We start from the raw sequence: 25,869 nt of genomic DNA, 5'->3' as shown, positions 1-25,869 counted from the left end.
CGCGTGCGCCATCCCCTCGCCCTCACCGTCGTCACCGCATCCGCTCTCCTGCTCGCCGCGTGCGCGAACACTCCCGAACCCCCGGCCGCCCCGGCGGGCAGCACCGGTCACGGGCAGGTCACCGGCGCCGCCGAGGTGAGCGAGCCGCCCCTGCACCTGCTGACCGCGACGATCGACGGCCGACTCACGCTGCTCGACCTGCTCGCCGAGGAGACCTCCGACCTCGGCCGCATCGACGCTCCCCTGGCCACCGCTACGGACGGCCGTTACCTCTTCGCCGACACCGGCGACGGCGTCGAGATCGTCGACAGCGGGATGTGGACCTGGGATCACGTGGATCACTTCCACTACTACCGCGCCCAGCCGCGCGTGCTGACGAAGGTCCCCGGCCGCGGCACGGCCCGTGTCGCGACGACGAACTCATCGACAACGGGCGGCACCGGGATCTTCTTCGCCGACGGCGAGGCCGTGCTGCTGGACACCGAGGCCCTCTCCAAGGGCGAGGTGGTCGAGCGGTTCCGGGTGCGGATGCCCGCGCACGACGGCTACATCGTGCCCGTGGGCGACCACGCGCTCGTCACGACCGGCGAGGGCGCCGTCGAGGTGCGCGACCGCGACGGCGCCGTCCACGGCGAGCCCGTCCCCTGTGCCGAGCCTGCCGGCACTCTCACCACGCGTGTGGGCGCGATCCTCGGATGCCGGGACGGCGTGCTGCTGGCCGTGGCCGCCGACGCGGGGGCCGCGGTCGAACGCATCGCGCTTCCCGAGGGGATTTCCGCGCCCCGCTCCTGGGCCAACCGGGAGGGTCGCCCGACCGCCGCGGGTCTCAGTCCGGACGGGCCGATCGTGCTCCTCGACACGCGAGAACGCACCGCGACCGCGGTCGCAGCCCCGCGACCACTGATCGCCGTCACGGCCGTCGACGATGCATCCGAGCACGTGCTGGGGCTCACCGCCGACGGAAGGGTGAGCGTGATCGACGGCGCGACGGGCGCCGAACTCGCCCTCACGGAACCGCTGGTCGCCGACTCGCTCGCTGCGGGGTGGACGCCCACCCTCATCGCGGACGACCGGCGCGCATACCTCAACGGGATCACCGAGCGCGTGCTGTTCGAGATCGACTTCGCGGATGCCGGGCGCATCGCCCGCACCTTCGCCACGGCGGACGAGCCGGCCTTCGTCGCGGAGACCGGCCGATGACCGCCGGCCAGCGCATCGCCGCGTTCGCAGGCGCGCTCCTGGTCGCGGGCGCGCTGTCGGCCTGCGCCCCGACCGCAGAGGATCGACCCCTCGTCGTGGTGTCCACCAACATCCTGGGCGATGTCGTCACCGAGCTGGTCGGCGATCAGGCCGAGGTCGTGACCCTCATGAAGCCCGACTCGGATCCCCACTCCTTCGAGATCTCGGCCCAGGAGGCGGCGCGGCTGCGCTCGGCCGACCTGGTGGTCTCGAACGGTCTCGGGCTCGAAGAGGGTCTCGCGCAGCACCTCGAGGCGGCAGCGGACGAGGGCGTCGCGCAATTCGTCGCGGGTGACGTCGTCGACGTCCTGCCGTACACGAGCGAGGAGGCGGACGGCGCCGACGACCCGCACTTCTGGACAGATCCCGCGCGGATGCTGCAGGTCGTCGACGCGCTGGAGGCGACGCTCGCAGGCATCGACGGGGTGGATGCGGCGACTCTCCGCGCCGACACCGCCGCATATCGCACCGAGCTTGCGGCTCTGGATGCCGAGATGAGCACAGCCCTGGCCGCCATCCCCGCCGAGAGACGTGCGCTCGTGACCAATCACCACGTCTTCGGCTACCTGGCGGACCGCTTCGACGTGCGTCTCGTGGGTGCCGCGATCCCCGGCGGCACGACGCTCGCCGCTCCGAGCGCCGCCGACCTCGCGGAGCTCGTCTCCGCCATCCGGCAGGCCGGCGTGCGCACGATCTTCGCCGAGTCCTCCTCGCCCGACCGGCTCATGCGCGCACTGGCCGAGGAGGCCGGCATCGAGGTTCGGGTCGTCGAGCTGTTCACCGAGTCGCTCACCGCCGCCGACGGCGCCGCCGGCGACTACCTGACCATGATGCGCGTCAACACGCAGCGCATCGTCGCCGGGCTCTCCTGAGCCCATCCACACGGCCGTACCGGCCGGCGGGCCCCGCCCGCGACCCCACAGAAATGAGGCACCACATGCACCTGAGACGTCCCGCGCTGATCGCGCTCGGACTCGCCGCCGCCGCGACGCTGACCGCCTGCGCCGGCACCGCGCCCGCCCCCGCATCCTCGACCTCCGCCGACGCAACCGCCGGCGAACGCGTCGCGATCAGTTACGAAGGCGGCATCCTCGTGCTCGACGGCACGACGCTGGAGACGGTCGGAGACCTCGCCTCCGAGGAGTTCACCCGGCTCAACCGGGCCGGCGACGGCTCGCACGTGCTGGTCACGATGAGCGAGGGCTTCCAGGTCCTCGACACCGGCGCCGCATCCGGGTCCGAGCCCGTGCTCACCGACCTCGTGTTCCCCGCGGACGCTCCCGGGCACGTCGTGCGCCACGCCGGCAAGACGGTGCTCTACGCCGACGGCACGAGCGACACGACGATCGTCGACACGGATGCGTTCGCCTCGCTCGGCGACGCCCTCCCCGCCTCGACGACGATCCCCGGCACCGAGGCGCACCACGGCGTGTCGATCGTGCTCGAGGACGGCACCTTCGTGACGACCGTCGGCTCGGCGAACGGTCGCACCGGCATCACGGTGCGTGACGCGGACGGCGCCGAGATCGCCTCGAACGCGGATTGCCCCGGCGTGCACGGCGAGGGCACGGCCGCCGACGAGGTCGTCGTCTTCGGATGCGAGAACGGCGCGCTGATCTACCGCGACGGCGAGATCGCGAAGGTCACGGCGCCCGACGCCTACGGCCGTACCGGCAACATCTTCGTCACCGACACGAGCCCGCTCGTCGTCGGCGACTACAAGAACGACCCCGATGCGGAGGGCTACCTGCTCTCGAGCGTGGCGTTGATCGACACCGCGACGGCGAGCATGGAGGTCGTGCCGCTCCCGGAGGGCGTCTCGTACACGTTCCGCGACCTGGCGCGAGGCCCGAAGGACCTCGGCTACATCCTCGCCACCGACGGATCGATCCACGTGATCGATCCCGCCAGCGGCGAACTGGTCGACGAGTTCCCGGTCATCGCGGCGTGGGAGGGCCCCCTCGAATGGCAGGACCCGCATCCCGCCATCGTCGTGTCGGGCGACATCGCCTACGTGACCGAGCCCGCGGCGAAGAAGGTGCACGCGGTCGACCTGACGAGCGGCGAGGTGCTCGCGAGCACAACGCTCGCCGTCACCCCGAACGAGGTCGCCGTCTCCTGACCTGAAACCCTGTTCAAGGGACCCGAAACGTCGCCCCGAAAAGCCACGCGCCGCAACTCGGGTCCCTTGAACAGAGGCGCGGGCGGGCGCGGTGGGGCCTTGGTCCCGCATCCGACGGCGTGGAGATGGGAGGATGGCCGCATGGCCGGCGCCCGTATGATCCCGGCGGACGACGGCGACGCCACCCCCCTCGATGAGGCACGACTGGAACCCGTGCGGTTCGTCGCGCTCACCGACGCGGTGCTGCGGCTGGGAATCCTCATGCTGGGCGCGGGCGCATCCTCCGCACGCGTGCGAACGACGATGGAGCGCGTCGGGCGCGCATGGGGCATCGAGACCATGAACGCCCGCGTCGGCATGCTCGACATCGTGCTCACCGTCAGCCGCGGCCAGCTCGTGCGCACCCGTGTGGCCGAGGTCGCGCGCCCCGTGGTCAACGCCGAGCGCATCGCCGCCCTCCAGCGGCTCTCCCACCGGGTCGAGGCAGAGGCGGGCGGAAGCGTCGAGGACTTCGCGGCGCGCCTGGATGCGATCGCCGCACGCCCGGCCCGGTACGGGATGCTTCTGCGCATCATCGCCGCGGGCGCTGCCTGCGCCGCCTTCGCCCTGCTCAACAACGGCGGATGGGCGGCCGCCGTCGCGGTCGGCATCGGCGCCGCCGCAGGGCAGGCGATCCGGATGCTGCTCGCCCGCGCACGGCTGAACGAGTTCCTCACCGTGTTCCTCGCTGCGGCGACGGCACTGCTGATCTACCTCGCCGCCGCCCAGTTGTTGGAGCTCTTGGGCCAGCCCTTCGCGCACGACGCCGCCCTCACCAGTGCCGTGCTCTTCCTCGTGCCCGGCTTCCCCCTCGTCACCGGCGCCATGGACCTCGCCCGCCTGGACCTCAACGCGGGGATCGCGCGGGTGGTCTACGCGTGCCTCATCCTGCTCACCGCCGGCTCCGCGGTCTGGGCCGTGGCGGCACTGTTCGCCACCTCGCCCGGCGCCGTTACGACGCCGCTGCTGGACGAACCCGCGCTCGCCGTGATGCGCCTCGTCGCCGGATTCGTCGGCGTGCTCGGTTTCGCGCTGCTGTTCGCCACTCCCTGGCGCATCGCGATCGCCTCTGCCGCGGTCGGCGCGATCGCGAACACCGCGCGTCTGGCGGCGGTGGATGCGGGACTCATGCCCGCTGTCGCGGCGATGGCCGCGGGGGTGCTGGTCGGCCTCGGGGCCTTCGTCTGCTACCGCCGCCTCGATGCTCCGCGGGTGGCGCTGACGGTGCCGGCGGTGGTGATCATGGTCCCCGGCGCTGCGGCGTATCGCGCCATCGTCGCCACCATCGACGGCGACACGCTCGCTGCGGTGCAGAACAGTGTGCAGGCGCTGTTCGTCGTGGCGGCCCTCGCGATCGGACTCACGGTCGCCCGGGTCGTGTCGGAGAAGGAATGGGGCGACCGCTCCCGCTGAGGCGTCTGTCAGCCGACGATCGACGCGCCGATGACGGCCAGGGCCGCGTCGTAGAGGACGTGGGCGACGATGACCGAGGCGAGTGAGCAGCTCGGCCAGACCACCCGAGCCGTCGCGAGCAGCGCTCCGATGACGGCGGTCACCAGCACCTGCACGAGGTCGCCGCTGACGAAGTGGAGGAGCCCGAACAGCACGGAGGAGACGATGATCGCGCCCGTGCGCGACGCCAGGGCGATCCGCAGTCTCCCCAGCAGGTACCCGCGGAACATGAGTTCCTCGGCGACGCCGACCGTCACCGCGGAGACGAGGGCGAACCACAGGGCGTTCTGCCCCGCGCCGACGATGCCGCCCACATCCGCACCCGCCAGGGCGGGAACGCCGACGACCAGCAACAGCAGCAGTGCGGCGAGCAGGATGCCGGCGACCAACTGCCGCACGGGTCGCTCGCGGGTGAAGCCGAGCGGGATCATCGTCCGCAGCCCGTCGAAGCGGTGCGCGAGAAGAACGAGCGCCGCCATCGCGAGGTAGATCCCGAAGAACACGGCGAGACGTCCGCCGACCCCCGACACCACCGGGTACAGCAGGGCGGCCAGGGTTCCGACGCCGGCCACCAGCGCGACGACCACGGCGAGCGCCACCGCCGCACGAGCGCGCGGTCGCGTCGGACGTACAACCCGGATGGCGGACATGGCGCCAGGCTAGGGGGCGCACGGGCGGCGGCCGCATCCCGTGCGCAGGAGAAATCCCTCCTGCAGGAGGATTCACGCTCCATCGTCCTGCAGGAGGGAGATCTCCTGCAGAGCGGCTGCCAGCCGCATCCGCAGCGGATGCGGGAGCGCAACGCCCTCGGGGCTCATCGGCGGGGTGGCTACGCTCGCAGCATGACGCCCTCCCGCCTCATCGTGTCCGTGCCCGATCCCGCCTTCGCCGCCGAACTGGCGGACCTCGGCGAGCGCGTGGAGGTGATCGTCTGGCCGATGGACGCGGCCTCCGAGACGGACCGGATCGACCTGGTCGTTCCGCCGTACATGAGCGCGCGTGACGTCGTCGCGCGGCTCGAGGGCGTCGAGACCCGCCTCGTGCAGAGCCAGTCGATCGGCTTCGAGGGGACGGAGGAGCTCCTGCCCCCGGGGATCGTGTTCGCGAACGCGGCGACCGTGCACGAGACGTCGACGGCCGAGCTGGCTCTCGCCCTGACGCTCGCCGTGCAGCGCGAGCTCGACGTCTTCGCCCGACAGCGCGACTGGACGCGCGCCTTCACGCCGAGTCTCGCCGACCGGCGCACCACGGTGCTCGGTTTCGGCGGCGTCGGCAAGGCGATCGCCGCGCGGCTACGCCCCTTCGAGGTGAAGCTGCGCGCCGTCGCGACGCATGCGCGCACCGAGGACGGCGTCGAGGTGGCGGCCCTCGACGATCTGCACACGGTGCTGGCCGAGACGGAGGTGCTGATCCTCGCGCTCCCCGCCTCCGCGCACACCCGCGGCATCATCGGCGACGCGGAGCTGTCGGCCCTGCCGGACGGCGCCCTCGTCGTCAACGTCGGACGCGGCACGCTCATCGATACGGATGCGCTGGTCGATCACGTGCGCCGCGGCCGCATCCGCGCCGGACTCGACGTCACCGATCCCGAGCCGCTCCCGACGGATCACCCGCTGTGGGAGCTGCCGGGCGTGCTCATCTCGCCCCACGTCGGCGGCGCGTCGACGGCGATGCAGCCGCGGATGGTGGCCCTCGTGCGCCGTCAGATCGCCCACCTGCTCGCGGGCGAGGAGCCCGAGAACATCGTGATCCGCACCTGAGCGCGACTCAGAACCAGGGCGGCAATTCTCCCTCGTCGACGAGGATGACGTCACCGTGGCGTGCGAAGCGCAGCACGATGCCATCGGGGAACCGGTCGCGCAGTTCTTCGGGGTAGCCGAAATCACCGGCGCTCGCGCGCGAGCGCCGTGGGATGTGGAACTCGACGAGCGGTTCGAGCCCTGCACCCGCGCACGTGCCGCTTCCCGAGCCAGGGTCGGTGAGGGGTGCCGTCGCGACGATGATGCACGCATCGGTCGCGTACACCTCGAGGCCGGCGTAAGAGCCGAACGAACGGAGCTCGCCGGCCTCGAGTCCGGTCATCTTCCACTGATCCACGCCCTCCGGCACACCGGGCTGCTCGGTGAGCCGCGCGGCGTGCTGCTGGTCGTCGCGCACGCCCCACGGGAGCGTCCACGCGGTGACGCCGGCAGCGATGCCTGCGGTCACGACGATGCTGAGGACCCAGGCGACGCGCAGACGGCGATCGAGCGTGCGCGGTGTCGGCTGTGCCGTCAACGACACCGGGGCGATCAGCGGGACCGGCTCCGGCTCGTCGGAAGGAGACGTGCCCTCCGCGGCGGCCGGTTGCGGCACGGTGCCCGGTTCCGGCTCCGGGTCTGGCCTCGGCTCCGGGGCGAGCCGAGCGCTCGGCCGCCGCGGGGAGAGCGTGGCCTCGAGCTCGGCGAGCCGCGCGAGCCCCGCCTCGTCGAGATCGGCATGCGGGCCGTAGGCGCGGGCACGCAGGCGAGCGAGCTCTTCCTCGGTCGGGTCGGGCATGCTCCTCCTTGTTCGGCCGGATCTCGGTGGACGACGCTCAGCCGCGGCTGGGCAGGGGACCCTCGTCGACGAGCACGGTGTCACCGCGAAGGGTGAAGCGGATGACGGCCCCCTCCGGGAAACGCTCCGACACCGCATCCGGTACCGGTAGTCCGCCTTCGTCGTTCGCACCGGAGAAGTAGACGTCCATGATCGGGGTGAGTTCCTCGCTGGCGCAGGTACGCCACACGGGCCGCCGGGCATCGCCCACGGATGCCTCGAGGCAGGAGTCGACCGAGTAGATGTGAAGCCCGAGGTACTCGCCGAAGTAACGCACACCGTCTTCCATCGACATGGACCCGCGCATACGGTCGCCTGTCGCGGTGTCGGTCCGCAGCGTCAACGTCGCAGCGCGTCCCGCGCCGTCCGAGGGGCGCAGCCACGCCGTGACGAGCGCCGTCACGACGATCGCGACCACGAGGCTCGCGAGCCACACCCACCGCATCCGTCCGCTCGGCAGCCACGCGGCGATCCGCGTGGCGGAGCTCGATCGCGCGGGCGCAGCGGGTTCCTCCTCGGCGGCCTCCGACGCGGCATCGGGCAGCGGCTCGAAGACGAGTCCGGGCTCGGGTGCGGGCGCGAGGTCTTCCTCACGGAGTCCGGCACGCAACCCGCGACGCGTCGGGGCCGCGACGTCGGATGCGGCGCCCGCTGGTCCCGACAGCGGTCCGAAGAGCGCCGCCAACGCGTCCGTGGCGGAGGCGGCGTCCGCCGTAAGCCCAGCGGTGGGCACGGCAGCGGTCCTGCTCTCCTGGAGCGCGGCGAGCCGGGCGAGGCCTTCCGCATCGATGTCGGCGGCGGGACCGTACGCACGCGCCTGCAGACGCGCCAGCTCGTCGTCGGTGTCGTCCGGCATACGCCCATTCTGGGCCGCGGCGGCGCCAGGGCGCATCAACGGGTGTCGCGGTCCTCCCCGGACCAGAGGTCGGCGCAGTCGATCCGCTCCGCGCCGTGGGCACGCAGATAGTCACGCGCTCCCCGATCCCCGACGACGGATGCGGCGAGCGCCGACCAGTGGTCGCGGCCGATCACCACAGGGTGCCCGGGCCGGTCGCCGTACACCGCCTGCACGAGCGATGCGGCATCCGCTGCGCCCGTCACCCGCTGCACCGCGGAAGCCGGAAGCTCGGGGGTGTCCACCGTGATGATCGCGAGAGCGACCGCATCCGACGCCGTCGCGGCGACGAGCCCGGCGCGCAGCGAGGCGCTCATCCCCTCGGACGGGTCGGGGACGACAACGGGCTCCGCATCGGCGGGTACGAGCGGCAGAACCTCGTCGAGGCACGCCCCCACCGCGACGTAGACCGGCGAACAGCCCGCATCCCGGAGCGCTCCGACGGCGAGCGCGAGCCACGAGCGTTGGTCGGGGGTGCGGGCGAGGGCCTTGGGAGAGCCGAACCGGCGCCCCGCACCGGCGGCGAGCACGAGGCCGGCGACAGCTGGCTGGGGCATGATCAGGTCAGCGTATCGCGCACGAAACACGCGCTGGTTAGCGTGGGAGGATGCTCGAACTCGCCGCCGACCTGTTGCCGCTGCTGCGTGCGGGACAGACCGTGGCGACCATCACCGTCGCCGCAGTCGCCCGCTCCGCTCCCCGCGGCGTCGGCTCGGCCATGGCCGTCACCCGGGACGCACGGGTGATCGGCTCGATCTCGGGCGGATGCGTGGAGGGCGACGCGGTCGCGCTCGCACTCGCAGCCCTCGCGCGCGGCACGGGCGACGCGGCGCGGTTCGGGTTCACCGACGATCAGGCGTTCGCCGCGGGGCTCGCCTGCGGCGGCACGATCGACGCCCTCATCAGCGTCGTCTCCCCCACGGATGCGGTCGCCCTCGACGCCCTCGAGCGCGCGGCGGCTGATCGCCCGGCCGCCATCGGCATCGTTGCGGCGGGACCCGACGCCGGCACGCTCGTGCCGCGCGACGCGGTGCCCGAGAGCGCGCTGCACCACGACCTGCTCGTGGTGGCGGCCCCGCGCCGCTCGCGCCTCGTGATCCTCGGAGCGGGCGAGCACGCCGCAACCCTCAGCCGGGTGGCCGCCGCATCCGGCTTCGCCGTCTCGGTCTGCGACGTATGGGACACCCTCGTCACCGAGGAACGCTTCCCCGAGGCCATCGAGCGGGTGTGCACCCTCCCGCACGAGTACCTCCAGCAGCTCGACGAGAGGGGCGAGCTCGACGAGCGCACGGCCGTCTGCGTGCTCACCCACGATCTGCGCCTCGACATCCCGGCGCTGCAGACCGCGCTGGCTCTGCCCGTGGGCTTCGTGGGCGCGATGGGCGCGCGGCGCACCGTGGCCCGTCGCGCGCAGCTGCTGCGCGAGGCCGGCGTCGCCGACGCGGACCTCGCACGCCTGCACTCGCCGCTCGGACTGGATCTGGCCGGTGTCACGCCCGCGGAGACGGCGATCGCCGTGCTGGCCGAGATCGTCGCCGCGCGCCGCGGCGGCTCGGGTCTGCCGCTGCGCGCCGGCACGGGGGCCCTGCATCCGCGCGCATCCGCATCCCGAGTGAGCATCCGTTCGTCGAGCGAGCATCCGATCGGGTGCTCACTCGACGAGTGAGTGCGCGCTCGGCGAAGCAGACGCGCACGCGGTGCTAGCCTGACCGCGCGTCCTAACAACCATGGCGACAGCCAGGGCGGGGACTGCGACGAACCGTTCGTCTCAGCACCCGAGGAGCAGGCATGTCTCAGCCCGTCGACAAGTCCCAGGCCGGTCTCACGGCCAGGCAGTATCACATCGGCATCGCACCGGGAGAGGTGTCGTCCGTGGCACTCCTGCCGGGCGATCCGTTCCGGGTACCGCTGGTCGCCGAGTTCCTGACCGACGTGCGCGAGGTCGCGCACAACCGCGAGCACCGCACGATGACCGGCTGGTACAAGGGGCGCCACATCACGGCCACCTCCACCGGGATGGGCTGCCCCTCGACCGCGATCGCTGTGGAGGAGCTCGCCCGCGTCGGGGTGACCTCGTTCATCCGCGTCGGCAGCTCCGCCGGGCTCCAGCCGGGCATCGAACCCGGCGACCTGCTCGTGAGCGAAGGCAGCTTCCGCAACGACGGCACGACCGACGCGTACCTTCCCAAGGGCTTCCCGGCGGTGCCGGACCTGTCGCTCACGCTGGCGTTGCAACGCCACTCCGAGCGGCTGGCCGCCGCATCCGGCACGCGCTCGCACAGCGGGATCAGCGTGAGCGACGACGCCTTCTACGCCGAGACCCCGGAGTGGATCGGCCAGCTGAACCGGATGGGCATCCTCAACGTCGAGATGGAGGCCTCGGCGCTCTACATCGTCGCGCGGATGCGGGGACTGCGCGCCGGCATGGTGTGCGCCTGCTCGAGCAACCTCGTCGACGGCGCATCGCTGTACGACGAGAAGAACACCGCGCTCAAGGACGGCTGGATGCGCTCGATCGAGGCCGCGCTCGAGACCGCGGTCGAGCTGGAGCTGTAGGCCCCGACGCGAACGAGCACCCGTTCACCGAGTGAGCACCCCATCGGATGCTCGCCCGGCGAACGGATGCTCGCTCGGTGAGAGGACGCGCGCTCAGGGCTTGAGGAGCACCTTACCGATGCGGCCGGGCTCGAAGTTGGCGCGGGCCGCATCCGAGATCTCGTCGAAGCTGAACGTGTGCGAGGCCGGGAGCGTGAGAACGCCCTCGCCGATGCGGGTCACGAGCTCGCGCAGCAGTTCACCGCGGCGCGCGGGCGCCATCGACGAGCTGACCTTGCTGCCCCAGAAGCCCTTCACCGTGGCCTGCTTGAAGATCACGTCGCCCGAGGCGATCTCCATGATCGGCGAGGCCATCGCACCGAAGGCAACCAGCGTGCCGTTCTCGGCGAGCAGCGAGAGCACCTCACCGGATGCGGCGCCGCCGACCGAGTCCACACCGGCGACGATCGGGGCGCCACCGGTGATCTCGGCGACGCGCTCGCGCCAGTTCTCACCCTCCGTCGAGACGACGTTGCCGATGCCGAGGCCCTCGAGCTCGGCCACACCCGCGTCGCGACGGACGAGTCCGAGCACGTTCAGGCCGCGGGCCACCGCGAGCTGCGCGACGAGGCGACCGACGGCGCCGTTCGCCGCGTTCTGCACGAGCCAGTCGCCGCGCTCGAGCTCGAGGAACTCGATGAGACTCAGGGCGCTGAAGGGCATGGAGACGAGCTGAGAGGCGGTGACGTCGTCCATCGCGTCGGGCACCGGGATCATCGCGGCCGCGTGGCCGATGAAGTACTCGGCCCACACGCCGAAGGTCCCACCGGTGGCGACGCGCTGGCCCACGCTCAGGTTCTCGACGCCCTCGCCGACCGCATCCACGACGCCGACGGCCTCGGTCCCGGCGCGCGCCGGAAGCTCGGGCTTGAAGCCGTAGGTGCCGCGCACGGTCCACAGGTCGTGGTTGTGGATGGGCGAGAGCAGCGTCCGCACACGGACCTGCCCTGCGCCGGGCTCGGGGAGCGGAGCATCCTCGACGTGAAGGACCTCGGCGGGATCGCCGAAGGCGGAGTGCACGATGGCGCGCATGTTTTTCCTCTTTCTCGTGGGGTGAGGGAAGCGGGGGCATCGGGTGGATGTCCCCGAGGTCGTTGCGGTCAGGCGGCCAGGTTCGACTGCAGCAGCAGGCCGATCGTCGTCGCGATGACGGCGAGCAGCGGCAGCGTGCCCTGCGTGATCGCGGCGCGCGCCTTGGTGCGGTCCGAGAGCAGCAGCACCAGGGCCGCCGCCAGCATCGAGCCGGTGCCGGTCAGCACGAGCGCCCCGCCCACCGCCGTCGCTCCCGCCGCGACACCGACGATGCCGACGAAGACCGTGAGGGCGAGGAACAGGTTGTAGAAGCCCTGGTTGTACGCCATCGGCTTCGTCATCTGCACCTGCTCGTCGCTGCCCAGACCGAAGGTCTGACGGGTGCGGGGACGATCCCACGCGAACGATTCCATCCAGAAGATGTAGACGTGCAGCACGGCCGCGAGGCCCGCGAACACGAGTCCGACGATGAGCATGGAATCCTCCTGTTATTGCAACGGTCGTTTCAATATATACTGCAATGGACGTTCTAGTAAAGGCGGTGGTCGGAATGGGTCGCACTCGGACCTTCGACGAAGACGCGGTCGTGCGCGCGGCGCGCGACGTGTTCTGGCAGCACGGTTATGCCGAGGCATCCGTTCCGGACCTCGAGGCGGCCACCGGGCTCGGCCGCTCGAGCCTGTACCACTCGTTCGGCAGCAAGCGCGAGCTGTTCGACGCGGCGATCGAGAGCTACCTCGACGAGGTGATCCGGCCACGACTCGCCCCTCTCCTGGGACCCGACGTGAGCGCCGATGCGCTCGAGACCTACCTCACCGGTCTTGCCGCCGCTCTGCAAGCCCCTCGGACGCGGCTCGCCGAGCACGGCTGCCTCCTGATGAACACCGTGCGCGGCACCCTGGCCGACGACGAGCACGTCAGACGCGCGGTCGGCCAGTACCGCACCGAACTGACGACGGCCTTCGCCGCCGGCGTCGCCGCCCGTCGCCCCGATCTGGATGCGGAGGACCACGCCGTGCTCACCCGCTCCTGCACCGCGCACGTGCTCTCGGCCATGGCCATCGTGCGCGCCCAGCCCGCCGCGGCGGCGGACCTCGTGGACAACGCCCGCATCCTGGTCGCGGGGTGGGCTCCGCGCTGACCCGTCGCCCCGCGCGTGCGGGGCCCATTCCATGCCCGAACTCCTGCAGAACCGGCCGGGCGGGGCCCGCTGCGACGTCGACACACGGTTCTGCAGGAGTTGCGTCGCAGGGAAGGGTCGGATGCCGCTCGCGCCCGCACACGACTCCTGCGACATCCGCGTGCCCGAACTCCTGCAGAACCGGCGGCTGACGGCGCGGCAGAGTACGGCACGGCGGATGTGCGGGAGTTATGCTCGCGTCCGGGCGTAGCCTGCTCGCCGGGGATCGCGGGCTCACGCCCGCGAAACACCCACGAAACGCCGCCCTGGTTCACTGAGGGCTGTTCATGTGACCAACATCCCGAGGCAGCCGTGGACATCACGACCATCACGAGTTTCCGCCCGGCGCGAAGCCGGTCCGACCTGCGCCTGAACGAGGGCGAGGTCTTCATCGCGGGCGGCACCTGGCTCATGAGCGAGCCGCTGCCGGGCACGACCGGCTTCGTCGATCTCACGACCCTCGGCTGGGCCGAGATCGAGCTCATCGAGAACGGCCTGCGGGTCGGAGCCACCTGCACGATCGCCCGTTTCCTCGCCTGGTCCGAGGGGCGCGCGGCCGACCTGCCGCCGGTTCCCGCCGAGTGGACCGCCGCACACCTCGTCGCGGATGCGGCGCATGCCCTCCTCGCATCGTTCAAGATCTGGAACACCGCCACCGTCGGCGGCAACGTGTGCCGCTCGTTCGCCGCGGGCGCCATGATCTCACTCGCCGCAGCGCTGGACGCGACGGCCGTCATCTGGACGCCGGACGGCGACGAGCGCCGCATGCCCGTCGCCGAAGTGCCCACCGGCAACGGCACCAACGTGCTGGCCCGCGGGGAGGTCCTGCGGGCGCTCGAGTTCCCCGCATCCGCCCTGCGCTCCACCGTGCGCCTGCGCAAGATCGCCCTCGCCGAGCTGGGCCGCTCCGGAGCGGTCGTCACCGGCCGCGTCGACGAGGACGGACGGAGCGTGTTCACCCTGACCGCCGCCACTGCGGCGCCCACCGTGCTGCGCTTCGCCTCGCTTCCGGATGCGGCGACGCTGGCTGCATCCGTCGGTTCCGTGTCCGGTTACTACACCGATCCCCTCGGTTCTGCGGACTGGCGGCGAGGGGTGAGCATCGAGTTCGCGGAGCGGATCCGGGCCGAGCTGGAGGAGGCCGTATGAGGTTCGAGGTCAACGGCGAGGCCGTGGATGCGGAGCCCGCCGCCGGTCAGTGCCTCCGCACGCTCCTGCGCGAGCACGGACACACCGAGGTGAAGAAGGGGTGCGACGCCGGCGACTGCGGCGCCTGCTCGGTGCTCCTGGACGGCGAGCCCGTGCACTCCTGCATCATCCCGGCCGTGCGGATGGAGGGCCGTTCGGTCACGACCGCCGCGGGCCTCGCCCCGCCCGGCGAGCTGCACCCCGTACAGGAGGCGATCGCCGAGAACTTCGGATTCCAGTGCGGATTCTGCACGCCCGGAATGAGCGTGACCGCATCCACCGTCTGCGAGCACGATCTCGACGACCTCGACCGCAAGATGAAGGGCAACCTGTGCCGCTGCACCGGGTACCGCCCCATCCGCGAGGCCATCCGATCCTCGGTGCTGGGCCCCGTGCGCGAGACCGGATCCGCGCCCACCGGCGCCGTCGGCACCTCGCTCGTCCCGCCAGCCGCCCGCCGCATCGTGCAGGGGCTCGAGCCCTATACCTTCGACGAGCCCGTCGTCGGCACCCTCGTGCTGCGTGTGCTGTCCTCGCCGCACGCGCACGCCCGCATCCGCTCGATCGACACGACCGCCGCGCGCGCGATCGCGGGGGTCGTGGCGGTCTACACGCACGAGGACGTCCCGGACGTGCGGTACTCGACCGGCCGCCACGAGCACCGCACGGACGACCCCGACGACACCCGCATGCTCGACTCGGTGGTGCGCCACGTGGGTCAGCGGGTCGCGGCCGTCGTGGCAGAGACGGCGGCGGCGGCGGATGCGGCCTGCCGCGCCATCCGGGTGGACTACGAGGTACTGCCCGCCGTCTTCGACCCTGAGGCCGCCCGGACCCCGGGTGCACCGCTGCTGCACCCGGACCGCACGCCGCAGGACCGCGTCGACCACGCCGATCGCAACACGGTGCTCTCGCTGCAGGAGAACCACGGCGGCGACGTCGAGGAGGCGCTGGCGGCGAGCGAGGTCACCGTCACGGGGACCTGGCAGACCGGCCGCGTGACCCACGCACAGCTCGAGACGCACGGCTCGATCGGGTGGATCGACGACGACGGGCGGCTCGTCATCCGCTCCAGCACCCAGGTTCCGTTCCTCGTGCGCGACGAGATCGCACGGATCTTCGGCCGGAACCCCGCCGAGGTGCGCGTGTACGCTGCCCGCGTCGGCGGCGGCTTCGGCGGCAAGCAGGAGATCTTCACGGAGGACCTCGTGGCCCTCGCCGTGCTCGACACCGGCCGTCCGGTCTCGTACGAGTTCTCCCGCACCGACGAGTTCCAGCGCGCAGCTCTGCGTCATCCGATGCGCGTCGCGGTGACGCTCGGCGCGACCCGCGACGGCATGCTGACCGCGATGAAGCTCGACCTTCTGAGCGACACCGGAGCCTACGGCAACCACTCGCGGGGCGTGCTGTTCCACGCGTGCGCCGACGCGATGACGGTGTACCGCTCACCCGTGCGCGACATCCACGCGGAGGTCGTGTACACGAACAACGTGCCCTCCGGAGCGTTCCGCGGGTACGGGCTCGGCCAGGTGATCCTGGGGGTCGAGTCGGCGATGGACGAACTGGCCCTCGCCCTCGACATGGACCCGTTCGAGCTCCGTCGACGCAACGTGATCCGGCCGGGCGACGAGCTGCACGAGCCCGACCTGCGGTGGGGATCCTACGGACTCGACCAGTGCCTGGATCTGGCCGAGAGCGCGCTGCGGCGCGGCAACGGAGTGACCGCGCCCGAGGGCTGGGCGGTCGGCGAGGGCATGGCGGTCGCGATGATCGCGACGATGGCCCCGTTCGGCCACATCTCCCACACCACCGCCACGCTGCGCCCCGACGGCACCTACGCGCTGCGCGCCGGCACGAGCGAGTTCGGCAACGGCACCACGGTCGTGCTGCGCCAGATCGCCGCATCCGTCTTCGGCGTCGGCGTGGACCGGCTCGACCTCAAGACCGCCGACACCGACCTCGTCAGCCACGACACGGGCGCCTTCGCCTCGGCGGGCGTGACGGTCGCCGGCAAAGCGCTCTACGCGGCCTGCCTCGCCCTCGAGCAGCGCATGCTGCGCATCGCGCGCGAGCTCGTCCCGGATGCGGAACCCGAGCTCACCTCGGACGGGGTGCGCTCCGGCGACCGACTGATCTCCTTCGCGGAGATCGTGGCGGCCGCATCCGATGCGACGCCGGAGGGTCTGACGACCACGGGCGCGGAGCTCGGCGAGGTGCGCTCTCTCGCATTCAACGTGCACGCCGTGCGGGTGGCCGTCGACCCCTCGACCGGTATCGTCCGCATCCTCCAGTCCATCCAGTCGGCGGATGCGGGCACGGTCCTCAATCCGGCGCAGTGCCGGGGCCAGGTCGAGGGCGGTGCGGCACAGGGTATCGGCAGCGCGCTCTACGAAGAGGTGCTGATCGACGCGGACGGCCGCGTGGAGAACCCGGTCTTCCGCACGTACCGCGTGCCGCAGTTCGCCGACATCGTCGACACCGAGGTGTACTTCGCCGAGACCCGTGACGACCTCGGCCCGTTCGGCGCGAAGTCGATGAGCGAGTCGCCCTACAATCCCGTCGCACCGGCGATCGGCAACGCGATCGCCCGCGCACTGGGGGTGCGCCCGTACCAGCAGCCGTTCACCCGCGCGCGCGTCTGGCGCCTCGCCCAGGGGTGAACCTCGGGCTCCCCCGCGCGCCCGGCACGCCGCATCCCCTGTTCAAGGGACCCGAAACGCGGCCCGGCGACCCGAAACACGACGATTCGCGCCCCTCGAACACTGTCCGGTGCTGATTCCCGCGGCTCGAGGGACCCGAAGTGCAGCCCCGCGGGCAGAGACACCACGAATCGGGTCCCTCGAGCCATCGGTCGGATACCGGTTGGTTTGTGACACAGCGGGGCCGGTGCGATCCTGGGTCCGTGACGACCGACGCCCTGACCGAGCCGGATGCGGCCGGCCCCGCCGACGCGGAGGCGTACATCGGCGTCTCGCTCGGACGCCGCATCCGCGCCGCCCGCACGGCCAAGAAGCTGTCGATGCGGGCTCTGGCGGGCGCGGCGGAGATCAGTCAGCCGTTCCTGAGCCAGATCGAGGGCGGCCGGACGATGCCGTCGATCCTCACGCTCTTCAAGCTCGCGAAGGTGCTCGACATCTCCCCGTCGGAACTGCTGCCGGCCGAGGAGGAGCCGGAGCCGATCCACGTCGTCCGTCGCGGCGAGGGCGAGCTCGTTCCCGTCTCGGAGAGCGACGACGGCGCCGTCAGCCGGATCATCTCCTCCGCCGCCACCCGCGGAGCGACCGTGCAGGAGTACCGCATCACCCGCGCGCCGTATGTGGGCGAGTGGTTCGAATCCGACGGCGAGAACACGATCTACCTCGTCTCGGGATCCCTGACGGTGGAGCTCGAGGACCGCGGTTCGTGGACGCTCGGCGCCGGCGACGCCCTCTCGCACCCCGGCGCACTGCGCAACCGCTGGCGCATCGACGGCGCCGAGCCGGCCGTGCTGCTGCTTGTGCACGTCGCCCAGCGCTGACTCCCCGGCTCGCGCATCCACACCCCGGCTCGCCCGGGGAGCTGGGTCGCCCGTTTCGGCCCAGAGGTAACGCGCGCGAAACGTGATTGGTATGTGTAATCAACGATAGGTACCTACGATCGGCAGCGTGCCTCCCACCGCGCGCCTCTTCCTGCCCGATGTCGTCGTCACGATGGACGACGAGCGCCGCGTCCTCACGGATGCGGGCGTCCTCGTCACCGGCGACACGATCACCGACGTCGCGCCCCGCGCGGAGCTGATCGCGGCGCACCCCGACGCCGAGCGCATCGAGCTGCCCGACCGCCTGCTCATGCCGGGCCTGATCAACGCCCACCACCACTCCGGGATGCTGCGCGGCACCGCCGAGCACCTGCCGGTCTGGGAGTGGCTGCGGCTGCACATCGACCCGATGCACCGCGTGCTTCGCCCCGACGAGGCCGAGGCCGCCGCGTGGCTCTGCTACGCCGAGGGGCTGCTGGCCGGCACCACGACCGTCGTCGACATGTGGCGCTACATGGACGGCGCAGCGCGCGCCGCATCCGCGCTCGGCAACCGTGTCGTCACCGTGAACTACGTCGGCGAGCACCCCGACTTCGACTACTTCGACACCCTCGACGACAACGAGCGGATGCTGTCGGAGTGGACGGGCGCAGCCAACGGCCGCATCATGCCCTGGGTCGGACTCGAGCACCCGTTCTACGCGGATGCGGCGGGCCAGCGCCGCGCGATCGCACTGGCCAACGCCTACGGCACCGGTCTCTACACGCACTGCAGCGAGTCGGAGATCGAACTGGCCGATTTCGCCGCCCGCCACGGCGCCCGGCCGATGTTCGCGCTCGAGGAGCTCGGCTTCTTCGATGTGCCGCGCGCGATGATCGCCCACGCCGTGTGGCTGGATCAGGCCGAGGTCGACCTCATCGCCGCGCGCGGCGTCGGCGTCTCGCACAACCCGGTCTCCAACATGAAGCTCGCCAGCGGGATGGCACCGGTCGCCGAGATGCTCGCCGCGGGTGTCCACGTGGGACTCGGGACCGACGGCGAGAAGGAGAACAACAACCTCGACATGTTCGAGGAGATGAAGGTCGCCTCCCTCCTCGGCAAGCTCCGCACGATGGATGCGGCTGCGATGGACTCGTGGCAGGTGCTGGGCATGGCGACCCGCGGCGGCGCGGCGGCGATCGGCCGCGGCGACGAGCTCGGCGCGCTGACCCCGGGTCGGAAGGCCGACTTCGTCGCCGTGCGTACCGACACCCCCCGCATGACCCCCTTCATGCCCGACGGCGCATATCCCAACATCCACCACAACCTCGTGCACGCGGTGCGCGGCTCCGATGTCGACATGACGGTCGTCGACGGGGGGATCGTCGTGCAGGACGGCCGCCTCGTGAACGCCGACCTGGGCGAGCTCATCGACCGCGTGCGCGCGCTCGTGCCCGACCTCTTCGCCCGCCGCTCCGCCTGGATCGCAGCGCAGGGCGAGCTCGACGGACTGTTCCACTGAAAGGCCACGCCATGACCATCGCGCTCGATCACGGGCCGCTCCGCGAGCGGGTCGCCCGCTTCCTCGCCGACGATCCCGGTCGCCTGCTCATCGGCGGACGCTGGGTCGCCGCATCCGACACCTTCGCCTCGCTCGACCCGGCGACCGGCGAGATGCTCGCCGAGGTGGCTCGCGCCTCGGCCGCCGACGTCGATGCCGCCGTCCGCGCGGCGGGCGCCGCGCTGGAGAGCCCCGCCTGGGCGCGGATGCGGCCGGCCGACCGCTCGAAGCTGCTGTGGCGCATCGCCGACGTCATGGAGGAGCACCTCGACGACCTCGCCGAGCTCGAGACCCTCGACCAGGGCAAGAGCCTCGGCACGGCCCGCTTCGGCGAGGTTCCCGCCGCCATCTCGCAGTTCCGCTACTACGCGGGCTGGCCCACGAAGATCACGGGCGAGACGATCCCCACCTCGCTGACCCGCACCCCCGAGGGCAAGGACGTCTTCGCCTACACGCGGCGCGAGCCCGTGGGCGTGGTCGCGGCGATCGTGCCGTGGAACTCGCCGCTCATCATGACGGCGATGAAGCTCGCCCCCGCTCTGGCGGCCGGCTGCACGATCGTTCTCAAGCCCGCCGAGAACACCTCGCTCAGCGCGCTCTACCTCGGACGCCTCCTGCAGGAGGCGGGGCTGCCCGACGGCGTGGTCAACATCGTCACCGGCTACGGGCACGAGACCGGACAGGCACTCGTCGAGCACCGCGGCGTCGCGAAGATCGCCTTCACCGGCTCGACCGCGGTGGGCAAGAAGCTGGTGGCGACCGCATCCGATCGTCTGGCCCGCCTCACGCTGGAGCTCGGCGGCAAGTCGCCGTCGATCATCCTGCCGGATGCGGATCTGTCCGCCGCCGTCGCGGGCGTCTCACGCGGCATCTTCGACAACGGCGGCCAGGTGTGCGTCGCGAGCGCACGCATCTACGCGCACCGCGACGTGTATGACGAGGTCGTCGCCGGCATGGCGGCCGCGGGCGACGCACTGCGACTCGGTCACGGACTTGCGGCCGGTACGGATCTCGGCCCCCTCGTGAGCGAGACGCAGGCCAGGCGCGTCGCCGCCTACGTCGACGAGGGTGCGGCCGACGGGGTCACCGTGGTCACCGGCGGCGAGCGCACCGGAAGCGCAGGCACCTTCTTCACCCCCACCGTGCTGACCGACGTCCCCCCGCACGCCCGCCTCATGCGCGAGGAGATCTTCGGACCCGTCGCCGTCGTGACCCCGTTCGACGACCTCGACGAGGTCGTCGGCTGGGCGAACGACAGCGACTACGGGCTCGCCGCGAGCATCTGGACGGAGGGGCTCAGCAACGCCCACCGCGTCGCCGCACGCCTTGCGGCAGGAACCGTGTGGGTCAACTGCCACTCCTTCCTGGGCCCCGAGCTCCCCAAGGGCGGGCACAAGGAGTCGGGCTGGGGCTACGAGAACGGAGCGCAGGGGTTGGAGAACTATCTCGAGACGAAGTCGGTGGTGATGGTCGTATGACAAGGATCGCGCTCGGGGTCTTCGAGATGATGAACCCCTCCAACGGCATGCCCACCTGGACGCATCCCGACGGCCGCGGCGACGACTGGGACCGCCTCGACTACTGGGTCGATCTGGCGCGCGAACTGGATGCGGCCGGCTTCGACTTCCTGTTCTTCGCCGACACCTACGGCTACGCCACGCTCGAGGGGCGGATGCCCGACGAGGTGGCGGCCCACGGCATCCAGTTCCCCGCGCTGGATCCGATGCTCGCGATCGCGACGCTCGCACGCGAGACCGAGCACCTGGGGTTCGTGGTGACCTCGCCCACGACCGTGGAGAAGCCCTACGGGACCGCGCGCCGCTTCGCGACCCTCGACCGTTTCACCGGCGGACGCATCGGCTGGAACGTCGTGACCGGCAGCTCACAGGCGACCACGGACCAGCTGTTCGGGGTGACCGAGGCGCTCGACCACGACCAGCGCTACGACGCCGCCGACGAGTTCCTCGACACGTGCCTGCGCCTGTGGGAGCACAGCTGGGACGACGACGCCGAGCTGCGCGACCGCGCACGGGGCGTGTACGCCGACCCCGCGAAGCTGCACCGCGTGGAGGTCGCGGGCACCTACCAGCGCGCCGCCGGGATCTTCGCGGTGCCGCCCACGCCGCAACGCACCCCGGTGCTCTTCCAGGCCGGCACCTCGGACCGCGGTCGCGCCTACGCAGCCCGCAACGCCGAGGCCGTGTTCATCCAGGGCCAGTCGATCGCCGCCGCCAAGGCGCACGTCGACGACATCCGGGCACAGGCCGTGACCCACGGGCGCGACCCGCACGACATCGCCGTGATCTCGGGCATGACCGTGACGGTGGCCGCGACCGAGGCCGAGGCGCGCGCCCTGCGCGACGAGTACGAGGCCGTGCTGCAGCGCGCGGATGCGGCCGTCATGTTCGCCGGGATCACCGGGCTCGATCTCACCGGCATCGATCCCGACACCAGGGTCGTGGACCTGCGCACGGACCTCGGCCAGACCCTCATCCAGCGCTACGCGCGCCAGAACCCCGAGATGCGTGTGGGCGAGATCCTCGACCAGTTCCGCACGAAGGCGATCCGCGGGTTCCAGATCACCGGATCCCCCGAACAGGTCGCCGACGAGATCGAGGCGATCGTCGACGGCTCCGGACTCGACGGTCTCATGCTGGAGCCGACCTTCGGCGGGCCCGGAGCTTACCGCGCGTTCATCGACCTCGTGGTGCCCGTGCTGGCCGAGCGGAGCCGGGTCGGCCCTCCCGCCGGCGCCACGCTGCGCGAGCACTTCGGCGGCGGTCCTCGCCTGGCCCCCACGCACCGCGCGCATTCGCTCGCCGCGCGCGAGGCCGCATCCGTTCCGTCCTGATCCGCCACCCAGCTCCCGGCTTCGGGGCGCACGTGCTGCTGTGGGGCGCGAAGTGTCCGCCCCACAGCGCGAAAGGCGCCCCGAACCCGGAAGACACTCCACCCACCCGCACGAAAGAGAGAGCACATGAGAGCCGACGCCGTCGAGGCGGTGATCCGCGGGCTCAAGCGAGCCGGCGTCTCCGTCGCCACGTACCTGCCCGACTCGCTGCTGAAGGAGCTGTACCCGGCTCTGGATGCGGACCCCGACATCCGCACCATCCCCGTCACGAACGAGGGCGAGGGCGCCGCGATCGCCGGCGGCGTGTTCCTCTCGGGCAAGCGCGCCGTACTGGTCATGGAGAACTCGGGGCTGCGCGCCGCGACCGAGCACCTCGCCCGCATGGGTCTCGGCGCCGGCATCCCCGTCGTCATGATCATGAGCTACCGCGGGGAGATGGGCGAGAACAACTGGTGGGCGATCCCGCACGGCATCACGATGGAGCCGCTGCTGAAGGCGCTGCGCACGCCGTACACGATCGTCCGCGACGTCGACCAGCTCGAGACGGCGATCGTCCGTGCCTACGACACCGCCTACGCGTCGTACTACCACGCCGCCATCGTCCTCGGAGGGGATCTGGTCCGATGAGCTACTCCCGATTCGAAGCCATGAAGCTGCTCGCCGCACGCCTTGCGGACGAGCTGGTCATCCTCTCCCTCGGCGGCGCCGTCGACGAGTGGTACAACGCCGCCCCGCACATGCGCGAGGCGAGCCTGTTCCAGCAGCAGCTCGGATGCGTGACGCCGGAGGCGTTCGGCCTCGCCGTGGGCCTGCCCCACCGCCGCATCGTCTCGCTCGACACCGACGGCGGCCTCCTGTTCAACCTCGGGATCCTCGCGACCCTCGGCAACGAGCGCCCGGAGAACCTGTTCATCGTCGTGTGGGACAACGAGCAATACCAGTCGATCGGGGGCCCGGCCACGCACACGGCGAAGGGTCGCGTCGACCTTGCCGCGATCGCCCGCGGCGCGGGTGTCGAGAAGGCGTTCACCGCCGAGACGCTCGAAGAGTTCGACGCGCACTGCGCGGCGGGACTCGCCGCATCCGAGCCGTACATCGTCGTCGCGAAGACCGACGGGATCCTCGAGCCCGGGATCAAGCGCAAGCACTCCGACGGACGCGAGGACAAGTACATCTTCGTGCGCCACGTCGAGGCCACGGAGGGCATCAGCATCATGGGTCCGAGCGAGCACAACTGATGGTCGCGTCTCAGATCGTGCCGGTCGCTCCACGAGCGTCGCAAGACGACACCCTCGCGCCCAGGAGCGCGTGATGCCCCTGGTGCGCACCCCCGCCGCCGGCTACGACGAGATCGTGGTCGGCGGCGGGGCGGCCGGATGCGTGCTGGCGGCGCGCCTGTCGGAGGATCCCGCTGTCCGCGTGCTCCTGATCGAAGCGGGCGGCGACCACCGCGGCGTGCGCGAGATCCTCGAGGCCGCGCACTGGGACGCCCTCATCGGCGGGGCGTACGACCACGGCTACCGGTCGACGCCCACCCCGCACGTTCTCGGTCGCTCCCTCGCGATGCCGCGCGGCAAGGTGCTCGGCGGATCGTCCTCGACGAATGCCATGCTCTGGTACCGCGGCAACCGCGCGGACTACGACGCGTGGGCGGATGCGGGCGCCGCCGGCTGGGGCTACGACGATCTGCTGCCGTACTTCCGCCGGTCCGAGTCCCGCGCCGGCGGCGACCGGGCGTACCGCGGGCTCACGGGACCGATGCGGGTCGGGCCTCTCGCGCACGTGCACCCGATCGCGCACGCGCTCATCGCCGCCTCCGCCGAACGCGGCCTCCCGGTGATCGACGACGCGAATGCGGCGTCCAACGAGGGCGCGACCTACCCGGACTACAACGCGGTCGAGGGGGACGACGGATCCTTCGAGCGCTGGAGCACCGCGCGAGGCTATCTCGAGCCCGCGCTGGGCCGAGCGAATCTCGACGTGCTGGTCGACAGCCGGGTCCACGCGCTGGTCCTGACCGGAGACCGCGTCACCGGCGTGCGGCACACGGTGGGCGATGTCGCCGTGGAGACCGCCGCCACGCGCATCGTGCTGGCGGCCGGGGCGCTCGACACCCCGCGGCTGCTGCAGCTGTCGGGGATCGGGGACGCCGCGCGGCTCGCCGCATCCGGCATCCGAGCGATGCACCATCTGCCCGGGGTCGGCGAGAACTTCCAGGATCACCCGCTGATCCTGGGCATGAACTTCCGCGCCCGGCACGACCTCGGCCCGGTGATCGGCAACGGCGGCGGCGCGATGCTCAACTGGCGCAGCTCCTACGCCGAGACCGGCCCCGACCTCCACACGGTCGTCGCGCACGGCTCTCGCGGCGACGACGTGCTGCACGCGCGCCACGACCTGTCCGGGAATCGCGTGTTCGCCCTGGTCCCGGGCCTGTACCGCTCGCGCAGCGTCGGCTGGGTGCGGGTGCGCTCGGCGGATCCGGATGCTGCCGCCGACATCCATCCGAACTACCTCGCCGATCCGACGGATCTCGCAGCCATGGTCGAGGCGGTCGACGCCGTGCAGGATCTCGTCGCCGCATCCGCCTACGCCGATCTCGCGGAGGGCCCGATCACGCCGGCCGCAGGACTCGCGCCCGCGGACAGGGTTCGGTTCGTGCGAGAGAACATCGGCACGTTCTTCCATTGCTCGGGCACCGCGCGCATCGGCACGGACGAGCTCGCGGTGGTCGATCCCGCGCTGCGGGTGAGGGGCCTCGAGGGGCTGTGGGTGGCGGACGCGTCGGTGATGCCCTCGATCCCGACGTGCAACACGCAGGCCCCGACGGTGGCGATCGCCGAGCGCGGCGCCGAACTCGTCGCCGCCGCTCGCTGATCCCCCGCCCCGGGCTTCTTCGCCTGAGTTCTGTTCGAGAGACCCGAAACGCGGTCCAACCGGCCCCGAAGCGGCGATTCGCGTCTCTCGAACACCGGCAAGCTCCGTTCGAGAGGCCCGAAACGCCGACCGCACGCCCCCGGCGCGACAACACGGGTCCCTCGAACACGGGGCCCGGGACACCGGATGCGGCGACCACGCGTGCGCGATACCGCCGGAGGAAGCACGACCGGCCCGGTCCACGACGCGCACAGCCCGGCGGCGCGCCTGTGCGTGCCCTATGGTCTGAGCCAGAGCACCCATCGTGGGCGGCTCGGAGGGGGAACGATCATGGACAACAGCGCACGCCCGACGGCGGTCACCGCATCCTTCTGGCTCTGGATCGCGAGCGTCGCGCTCTCGGCGATCTCGATCCTCACGTCGCTCGCGAACGGGAGCTACGCCGTGGTCGATGTCGGCGGCAACGCACAGGTCGCCGACGCCGTGGGTCCTGCCGCGGCGATCATCGGCCTCGCCGGCGGGGCGGCGCTGCGCATCCTGTTCGCCGTCTACATGCTCCGCGGACGCAACTGGGCACGCATCGTGCTGCTCATCCTGGCGATCATCGCGGTGCTGGCCGGGCTCCCCGCCTTCGCCGCGGGCAACATCGTGGACATCCTCATCGTGGTCGTCGCCCTCGCCGCGGCCGTGCTGATGTACCTGCCGACGTCGAACCCGTACTTCCGTCGCCGTTCCGCGGCCGCCTGACCGCGGTAAGCCCTGTTC

The 25,869-nt window shown here is 71.6% G+C and carries 24 protein-coding genes; 18 read left to right on the top strand and 6 right to left on the bottom strand.

Features of this window, described 5'->3' with window-relative positions; all coding sequences use genetic code 11:
- Positions 1 to 3 precede the first annotated feature (3 nt).
- The 4 genes from QE374_RS10000 (at position 4) to QE374_RS09985 (ending at position 4,813) form a co-directional block, all read left to right on the top strand.
- Positions 4 to 1,200, top strand: a complete 1,197-nt coding sequence (locus QE374_RS10000; protein WP_309734480.1) for an ABC transporter — start codon at positions 4 to 6, stop codon at positions 1,198 to 1,200.
- Positions 1,197 to 2,111 (top strand): zinc ABC transporter substrate-binding protein AztC, encoded by a 915-nt coding sequence (aztC, locus tag QE374_RS09995; RefSeq protein WP_309734478.1) that lies wholly within the window; start codon positions 1,197 to 1,199, stop codon positions 2,109 to 2,111. The genes QE374_RS10000 and aztC overlap by 4 nt, the downstream gene beginning before the upstream one ends.
- Before the next feature lie 65 nt (positions 2,112 to 2,176).
- A complete protein-coding gene (gene aztD / locus QE374_RS09990; protein ID WP_309734475.1) occupies positions 2,177 to 3,361 on the top strand; it encodes a zinc metallochaperone AztD in 1,185 nt (394 codons plus the stop codon).
- A 141-nt stretch (positions 3,362 to 3,502) separates the two neighbouring features.
- Entirely contained in the window at positions 3,503 to 4,813 is a 1,311-nt protein-coding gene (locus tag QE374_RS09985; RefSeq protein ID WP_309734473.1) for a threonine/serine exporter family protein, read from the top strand.
- An 8-nt stretch (positions 4,814 to 4,821) separates the two neighbouring features.
- Here QE374_RS09985 and QE374_RS09980 read toward each other — a convergent pair whose 3' ends face one another.
- The gene (locus QE374_RS09980; protein WP_309734471.1) at positions 4,822 to 5,502 is read right to left on the bottom strand and encodes a CPBP family intramembrane glutamic endopeptidase; all 681 of its coding nucleotides are present in this window, start codon (positions 5,500 to 5,502) and stop codon (positions 4,822 to 4,824) included.
- Between the two features lie 192 nt (positions 5,503 to 5,694).
- Between QE374_RS09980 and QE374_RS09975 the strand changes: the two genes are divergently transcribed.
- Positions 5,695 to 6,612, top strand: coding sequence for an NAD(P)-dependent oxidoreductase (locus tag QE374_RS09975; protein WP_309734469.1), 918 nt, complete (start codon positions 5,695 to 5,697; stop codon positions 6,610 to 6,612).
- Between the two features lie 7 nt (positions 6,613 to 6,619).
- On the opposite strand, the gene QE374_RS09970 is transcribed toward QE374_RS09975, so the two are convergent.
- The 3 genes from QE374_RS09970 to QE374_RS09960 are packed head-to-tail and all read right to left on the bottom strand — an operon-like array spanning position 6,620 to position 8,881.
- Complete coding sequence (locus tag QE374_RS09970) at positions 6,620 to 7,390, bottom strand: hypothetical protein (protein WP_309734467.1); 771 nt, start codon at positions 7,388 to 7,390, stop codon at positions 6,620 to 6,622.
- Between the two features lie 37 nt (positions 7,391 to 7,427).
- Positions 7,428 to 8,285 carry a hypothetical protein gene (locus QE374_RS09965; protein WP_309734465.1) on the bottom strand — a complete coding sequence of 286 codons (858 nt, stop codon included), beginning with the start codon at positions 8,283 to 8,285 and terminating at the stop codon, positions 7,428 to 7,430.
- A gap of 35 nt (positions 8,286 to 8,320) precedes the next feature.
- Positions 8,321 to 8,881 carry a nucleotidyltransferase family protein gene (locus QE374_RS09960; RefSeq protein ID WP_309734463.1) on the bottom strand — a complete coding sequence of 187 codons (561 nt, stop codon included), beginning with the start codon at positions 8,879 to 8,881 and terminating at the stop codon, positions 8,321 to 8,323.
- Positions 8,882 to 8,931: 50 nt separating this feature from the next.
- Between QE374_RS09960 and QE374_RS09955 the strand changes: the two genes are divergently transcribed.
- Both QE374_RS09955 and QE374_RS09950 read left to right on the top strand, forming a co-directional pair.
- Positions 8,932 to 9,990 carry an XdhC family protein gene (locus QE374_RS09955; RefSeq protein ID WP_309734462.1) on the top strand — a complete coding sequence of 353 codons (1,059 nt, stop codon included), beginning with the start codon at positions 8,932 to 8,934 and terminating at the stop codon, positions 9,988 to 9,990.
- Positions 9,991 to 10,112: 122 nt separating this feature from the next.
- Positions 10,113 to 10,880 (top strand): nucleoside phosphorylase, encoded by a 768-nt coding sequence (locus QE374_RS09950; RefSeq protein WP_137418366.1) that lies wholly within the window; start codon positions 10,113 to 10,115, stop codon positions 10,878 to 10,880.
- 93 nt (positions 10,881 to 10,973) lie between these two features.
- Here QE374_RS09950 and QE374_RS09945 read toward each other — a convergent pair whose 3' ends face one another.
- Positions 10,974 to 11,951, bottom strand: coding sequence for a zinc-binding dehydrogenase (locus QE374_RS09945; protein WP_243232191.1), 978 nt, complete (start codon positions 11,949 to 11,951; stop codon positions 10,974 to 10,976).
- Between the two features lie 68 nt (positions 11,952 to 12,019).
- The gene (locus tag QE374_RS09940) at positions 12,020 to 12,427 is read right to left on the bottom strand and encodes a DUF1304 domain-containing protein (RefSeq protein WP_309734459.1); all 408 of its coding nucleotides are present in this window, start codon (positions 12,425 to 12,427) and stop codon (positions 12,020 to 12,022) included.
- Positions 12,428 to 12,501: 74 nt separating this feature from the next.
- Here QE374_RS09940 and QE374_RS09935 point away from each other — a divergent pair, with 74 nt between their 5' ends.
- The 11 genes from QE374_RS09935 to QE374_RS09885 all read left to right on the top strand — a co-directional run bounded on the left by QE374_RS09935 (position 12,502) and on the right by QE374_RS09885 (position 25,851).
- Positions 12,502 to 13,092, top strand: coding sequence for a helix-turn-helix domain-containing protein (locus QE374_RS09935; RefSeq protein ID WP_309734458.1), 591 nt, complete (start codon positions 12,502 to 12,504; stop codon positions 13,090 to 13,092).
- Positions 13,093 to 13,443: 351 nt separating this feature from the next.
- Positions 13,444 to 14,280 (top strand): FAD binding domain-containing protein, encoded by an 837-nt coding sequence (locus tag QE374_RS09930; RefSeq protein WP_309734457.1) that lies wholly within the window; start codon positions 13,444 to 13,446, stop codon positions 14,278 to 14,280.
- The gene (locus tag QE374_RS09925; RefSeq protein ID WP_309734455.1) at positions 14,277 to 16,979 is read left to right on the top strand and encodes a molybdopterin cofactor-binding domain-containing protein; all 2,703 of its coding nucleotides are present in this window, start codon (positions 14,277 to 14,279) and stop codon (positions 16,977 to 16,979) included. Before QE374_RS09930 ends, QE374_RS09925 begins: the two co-directional genes overlap by 4 nt.
- Before the next feature lie 242 nt (positions 16,980 to 17,221).
- On the top strand, positions 17,222 to 17,836 hold the full coding sequence (locus QE374_RS09920; RefSeq protein WP_309734454.1) for an XRE family transcriptional regulator: 615 nt from the start codon (positions 17,222 to 17,224) through the stop codon (positions 17,834 to 17,836).
- A gap of 127 nt (positions 17,837 to 17,963) precedes the next feature.
- A complete protein-coding gene (locus tag QE374_RS09915) occupies positions 17,964 to 19,337 on the top strand; it encodes an amidohydrolase (protein ID WP_309734451.1) in 1,374 nt (457 codons plus the stop codon).
- A gap of 11 nt (positions 19,338 to 19,348) precedes the next feature.
- A complete protein-coding gene (locus QE374_RS09910) occupies positions 19,349 to 20,854 on the top strand; it encodes an aldehyde dehydrogenase family protein (RefSeq protein WP_309734449.1) in 1,506 nt (501 codons plus the stop codon).
- A complete protein-coding gene (locus QE374_RS09905) occupies positions 20,851 to 22,227 on the top strand; it encodes an NtaA/DmoA family FMN-dependent monooxygenase (protein ID WP_309734447.1) in 1,377 nt (458 codons plus the stop codon). The genes QE374_RS09910 and QE374_RS09905 overlap by 4 nt, the downstream gene beginning before the upstream one ends.
- 126 nt (positions 22,228 to 22,353) lie before the next feature.
- Positions 22,354 to 22,854, top strand: coding sequence for a thiamine pyrophosphate-binding protein (locus QE374_RS09900; RefSeq protein WP_137418374.1), 501 nt, complete (start codon positions 22,354 to 22,356; stop codon positions 22,852 to 22,854).
- Positions 22,851 to 23,465, top strand: coding sequence for a thiamine pyrophosphate-dependent enzyme (locus QE374_RS09895; RefSeq protein ID WP_307321821.1), 615 nt, complete (start codon positions 22,851 to 22,853; stop codon positions 23,463 to 23,465). The genes QE374_RS09900 and QE374_RS09895 overlap by 4 nt, the downstream gene beginning before the upstream one ends.
- A 73-nt stretch (positions 23,466 to 23,538) precedes the next feature.
- On the top strand, positions 23,539 to 25,104 hold the full coding sequence (locus QE374_RS09890) for a GMC family oxidoreductase N-terminal domain-containing protein (protein WP_309734444.1): 1,566 nt from the start codon (positions 23,539 to 23,541) through the stop codon (positions 25,102 to 25,104).
- Between the two features lie 330 nt (positions 25,105 to 25,434).
- Complete coding sequence (locus QE374_RS09885; protein WP_309734442.1) at positions 25,435 to 25,851, top strand: hypothetical protein; 417 nt, start codon at positions 25,435 to 25,437, stop codon at positions 25,849 to 25,851.
- The last annotated feature ends 18 nt before the right edge of the window (positions 25,852 to 25,869 follow it).

The organism is Microbacterium sp. SORGH_AS_0428, assembly GCF_031453615.1.
Lineage (GTDB): Bacteria > Actinomycetota > Actinomycetes > Actinomycetales > Microbacteriaceae > Microbacterium.
Note: the sequence above shows the minus strand (reverse complement) of the source record. Positions and strands in the feature narration are given on the sequence as shown.

Excerpts from the sequence above, each read along its gene's own strand:
- QE374_RS09945 (WP_243232191.1), bottom strand. The coding sequence starts at position 11,951 with ATGCGCGCCATCGTGCACTCCGCCTTCGGCGATCCCGCCGAGGTCCTT.
- QE374_RS09940 (WP_309734459.1), bottom strand. The coding sequence starts at position 12,427 with ATGCTCATCGTCGGACTCGTGTTCGCGGGCCTCGCGGCCGTGCTGCAC.
- QE374_RS09890 (WP_309734444.1), top strand. The coding sequence starts at position 23,539 with ATGCCCCTGGTGCGCACCCCCGCCGCCGGCTACGACGAGATCGTGGTC.
- QE374_RS09960 (WP_309734463.1), bottom strand. The coding sequence starts at position 8,881 with ATGCCCCAGCCAGCTGTCGCCGGCCTCGTGCTCGCCGCCGGTGCGGGG.
- QE374_RS09900 (WP_137418374.1), top strand. The coding sequence starts at position 22,354 with ATGAGAGCCGACGCCGTCGAGGCGGTGATCCGCGGGCTCAAGCGAGCC.
- QE374_RS09985 (WP_309734473.1), top strand. The coding sequence starts at position 3,503 with ATGGCCGGCGCCCGTATGATCCCGGCGGACGACGGCGACGCCACCCCC.
- QE374_RS09955 (WP_309734462.1), top strand. The coding sequence starts at position 8,932 with ATGCTCGAACTCGCCGCCGACCTGTTGCCGCTGCTGCGTGCGGGACAG.
- QE374_RS09925 (WP_309734455.1), top strand. The coding sequence starts at position 14,277 with ATGAGGTTCGAGGTCAACGGCGAGGCCGTGGATGCGGAGCCCGCCGCC.
- QE374_RS09965 (WP_309734465.1), bottom strand. The coding sequence starts at position 8,285 with ATGCCGGACGACACCGACGACGAGCTGGCGCGTCTGCAGGCGCGTGCG.
- QE374_RS09895 (WP_307321821.1), top strand. The coding sequence starts at position 22,851 with ATGAGCTACTCCCGATTCGAAGCCATGAAGCTGCTCGCCGCACGCCTT.
- QE374_RS09970 (WP_309734467.1), bottom strand. The coding sequence starts at position 7,390 with ATGCCCGACCCGACCGAGGAAGAGCTCGCTCGCCTGCGTGCCCGCGCC.
- QE374_RS09885 (WP_309734442.1), top strand. The coding sequence starts at position 25,435 with ATGGACAACAGCGCACGCCCGACGGCGGTCACCGCATCCTTCTGGCTC.
- aztC (WP_309734478.1), top strand. The coding sequence starts at position 1,197 with ATGACCGCCGGCCAGCGCATCGCCGCGTTCGCAGGCGCGCTCCTGGTC.
- aztD (WP_309734475.1), top strand. The coding sequence starts at position 2,177 with ATGCACCTGAGACGTCCCGCGCTGATCGCGCTCGGACTCGCCGCCGCC.
- QE374_RS09950 (WP_137418366.1), top strand. The coding sequence starts at position 10,113 with ATGTCTCAGCCCGTCGACAAGTCCCAGGCCGGTCTCACGGCCAGGCAG.
- QE374_RS09980 (WP_309734471.1), bottom strand. The coding sequence starts at position 5,502 with ATGTCCGCCATCCGGGTTGTACGTCCGACGCGACCGCGCGCTCGTGCG.
- QE374_RS09975 (WP_309734469.1), top strand. The coding sequence starts at position 5,695 with ATGACGCCCTCCCGCCTCATCGTGTCCGTGCCCGATCCCGCCTTCGCC.
- QE374_RS09910 (WP_309734449.1), top strand. The coding sequence starts at position 19,349 with ATGACCATCGCGCTCGATCACGGGCCGCTCCGCGAGCGGGTCGCCCGC.
- QE374_RS09935 (WP_309734458.1), top strand. The coding sequence starts at position 12,502 with ATGGGTCGCACTCGGACCTTCGACGAAGACGCGGTCGTGCGCGCGGCG.
- QE374_RS09905 (WP_309734447.1), top strand. The coding sequence starts at position 20,851 with ATGACAAGGATCGCGCTCGGGGTCTTCGAGATGATGAACCCCTCCAAC.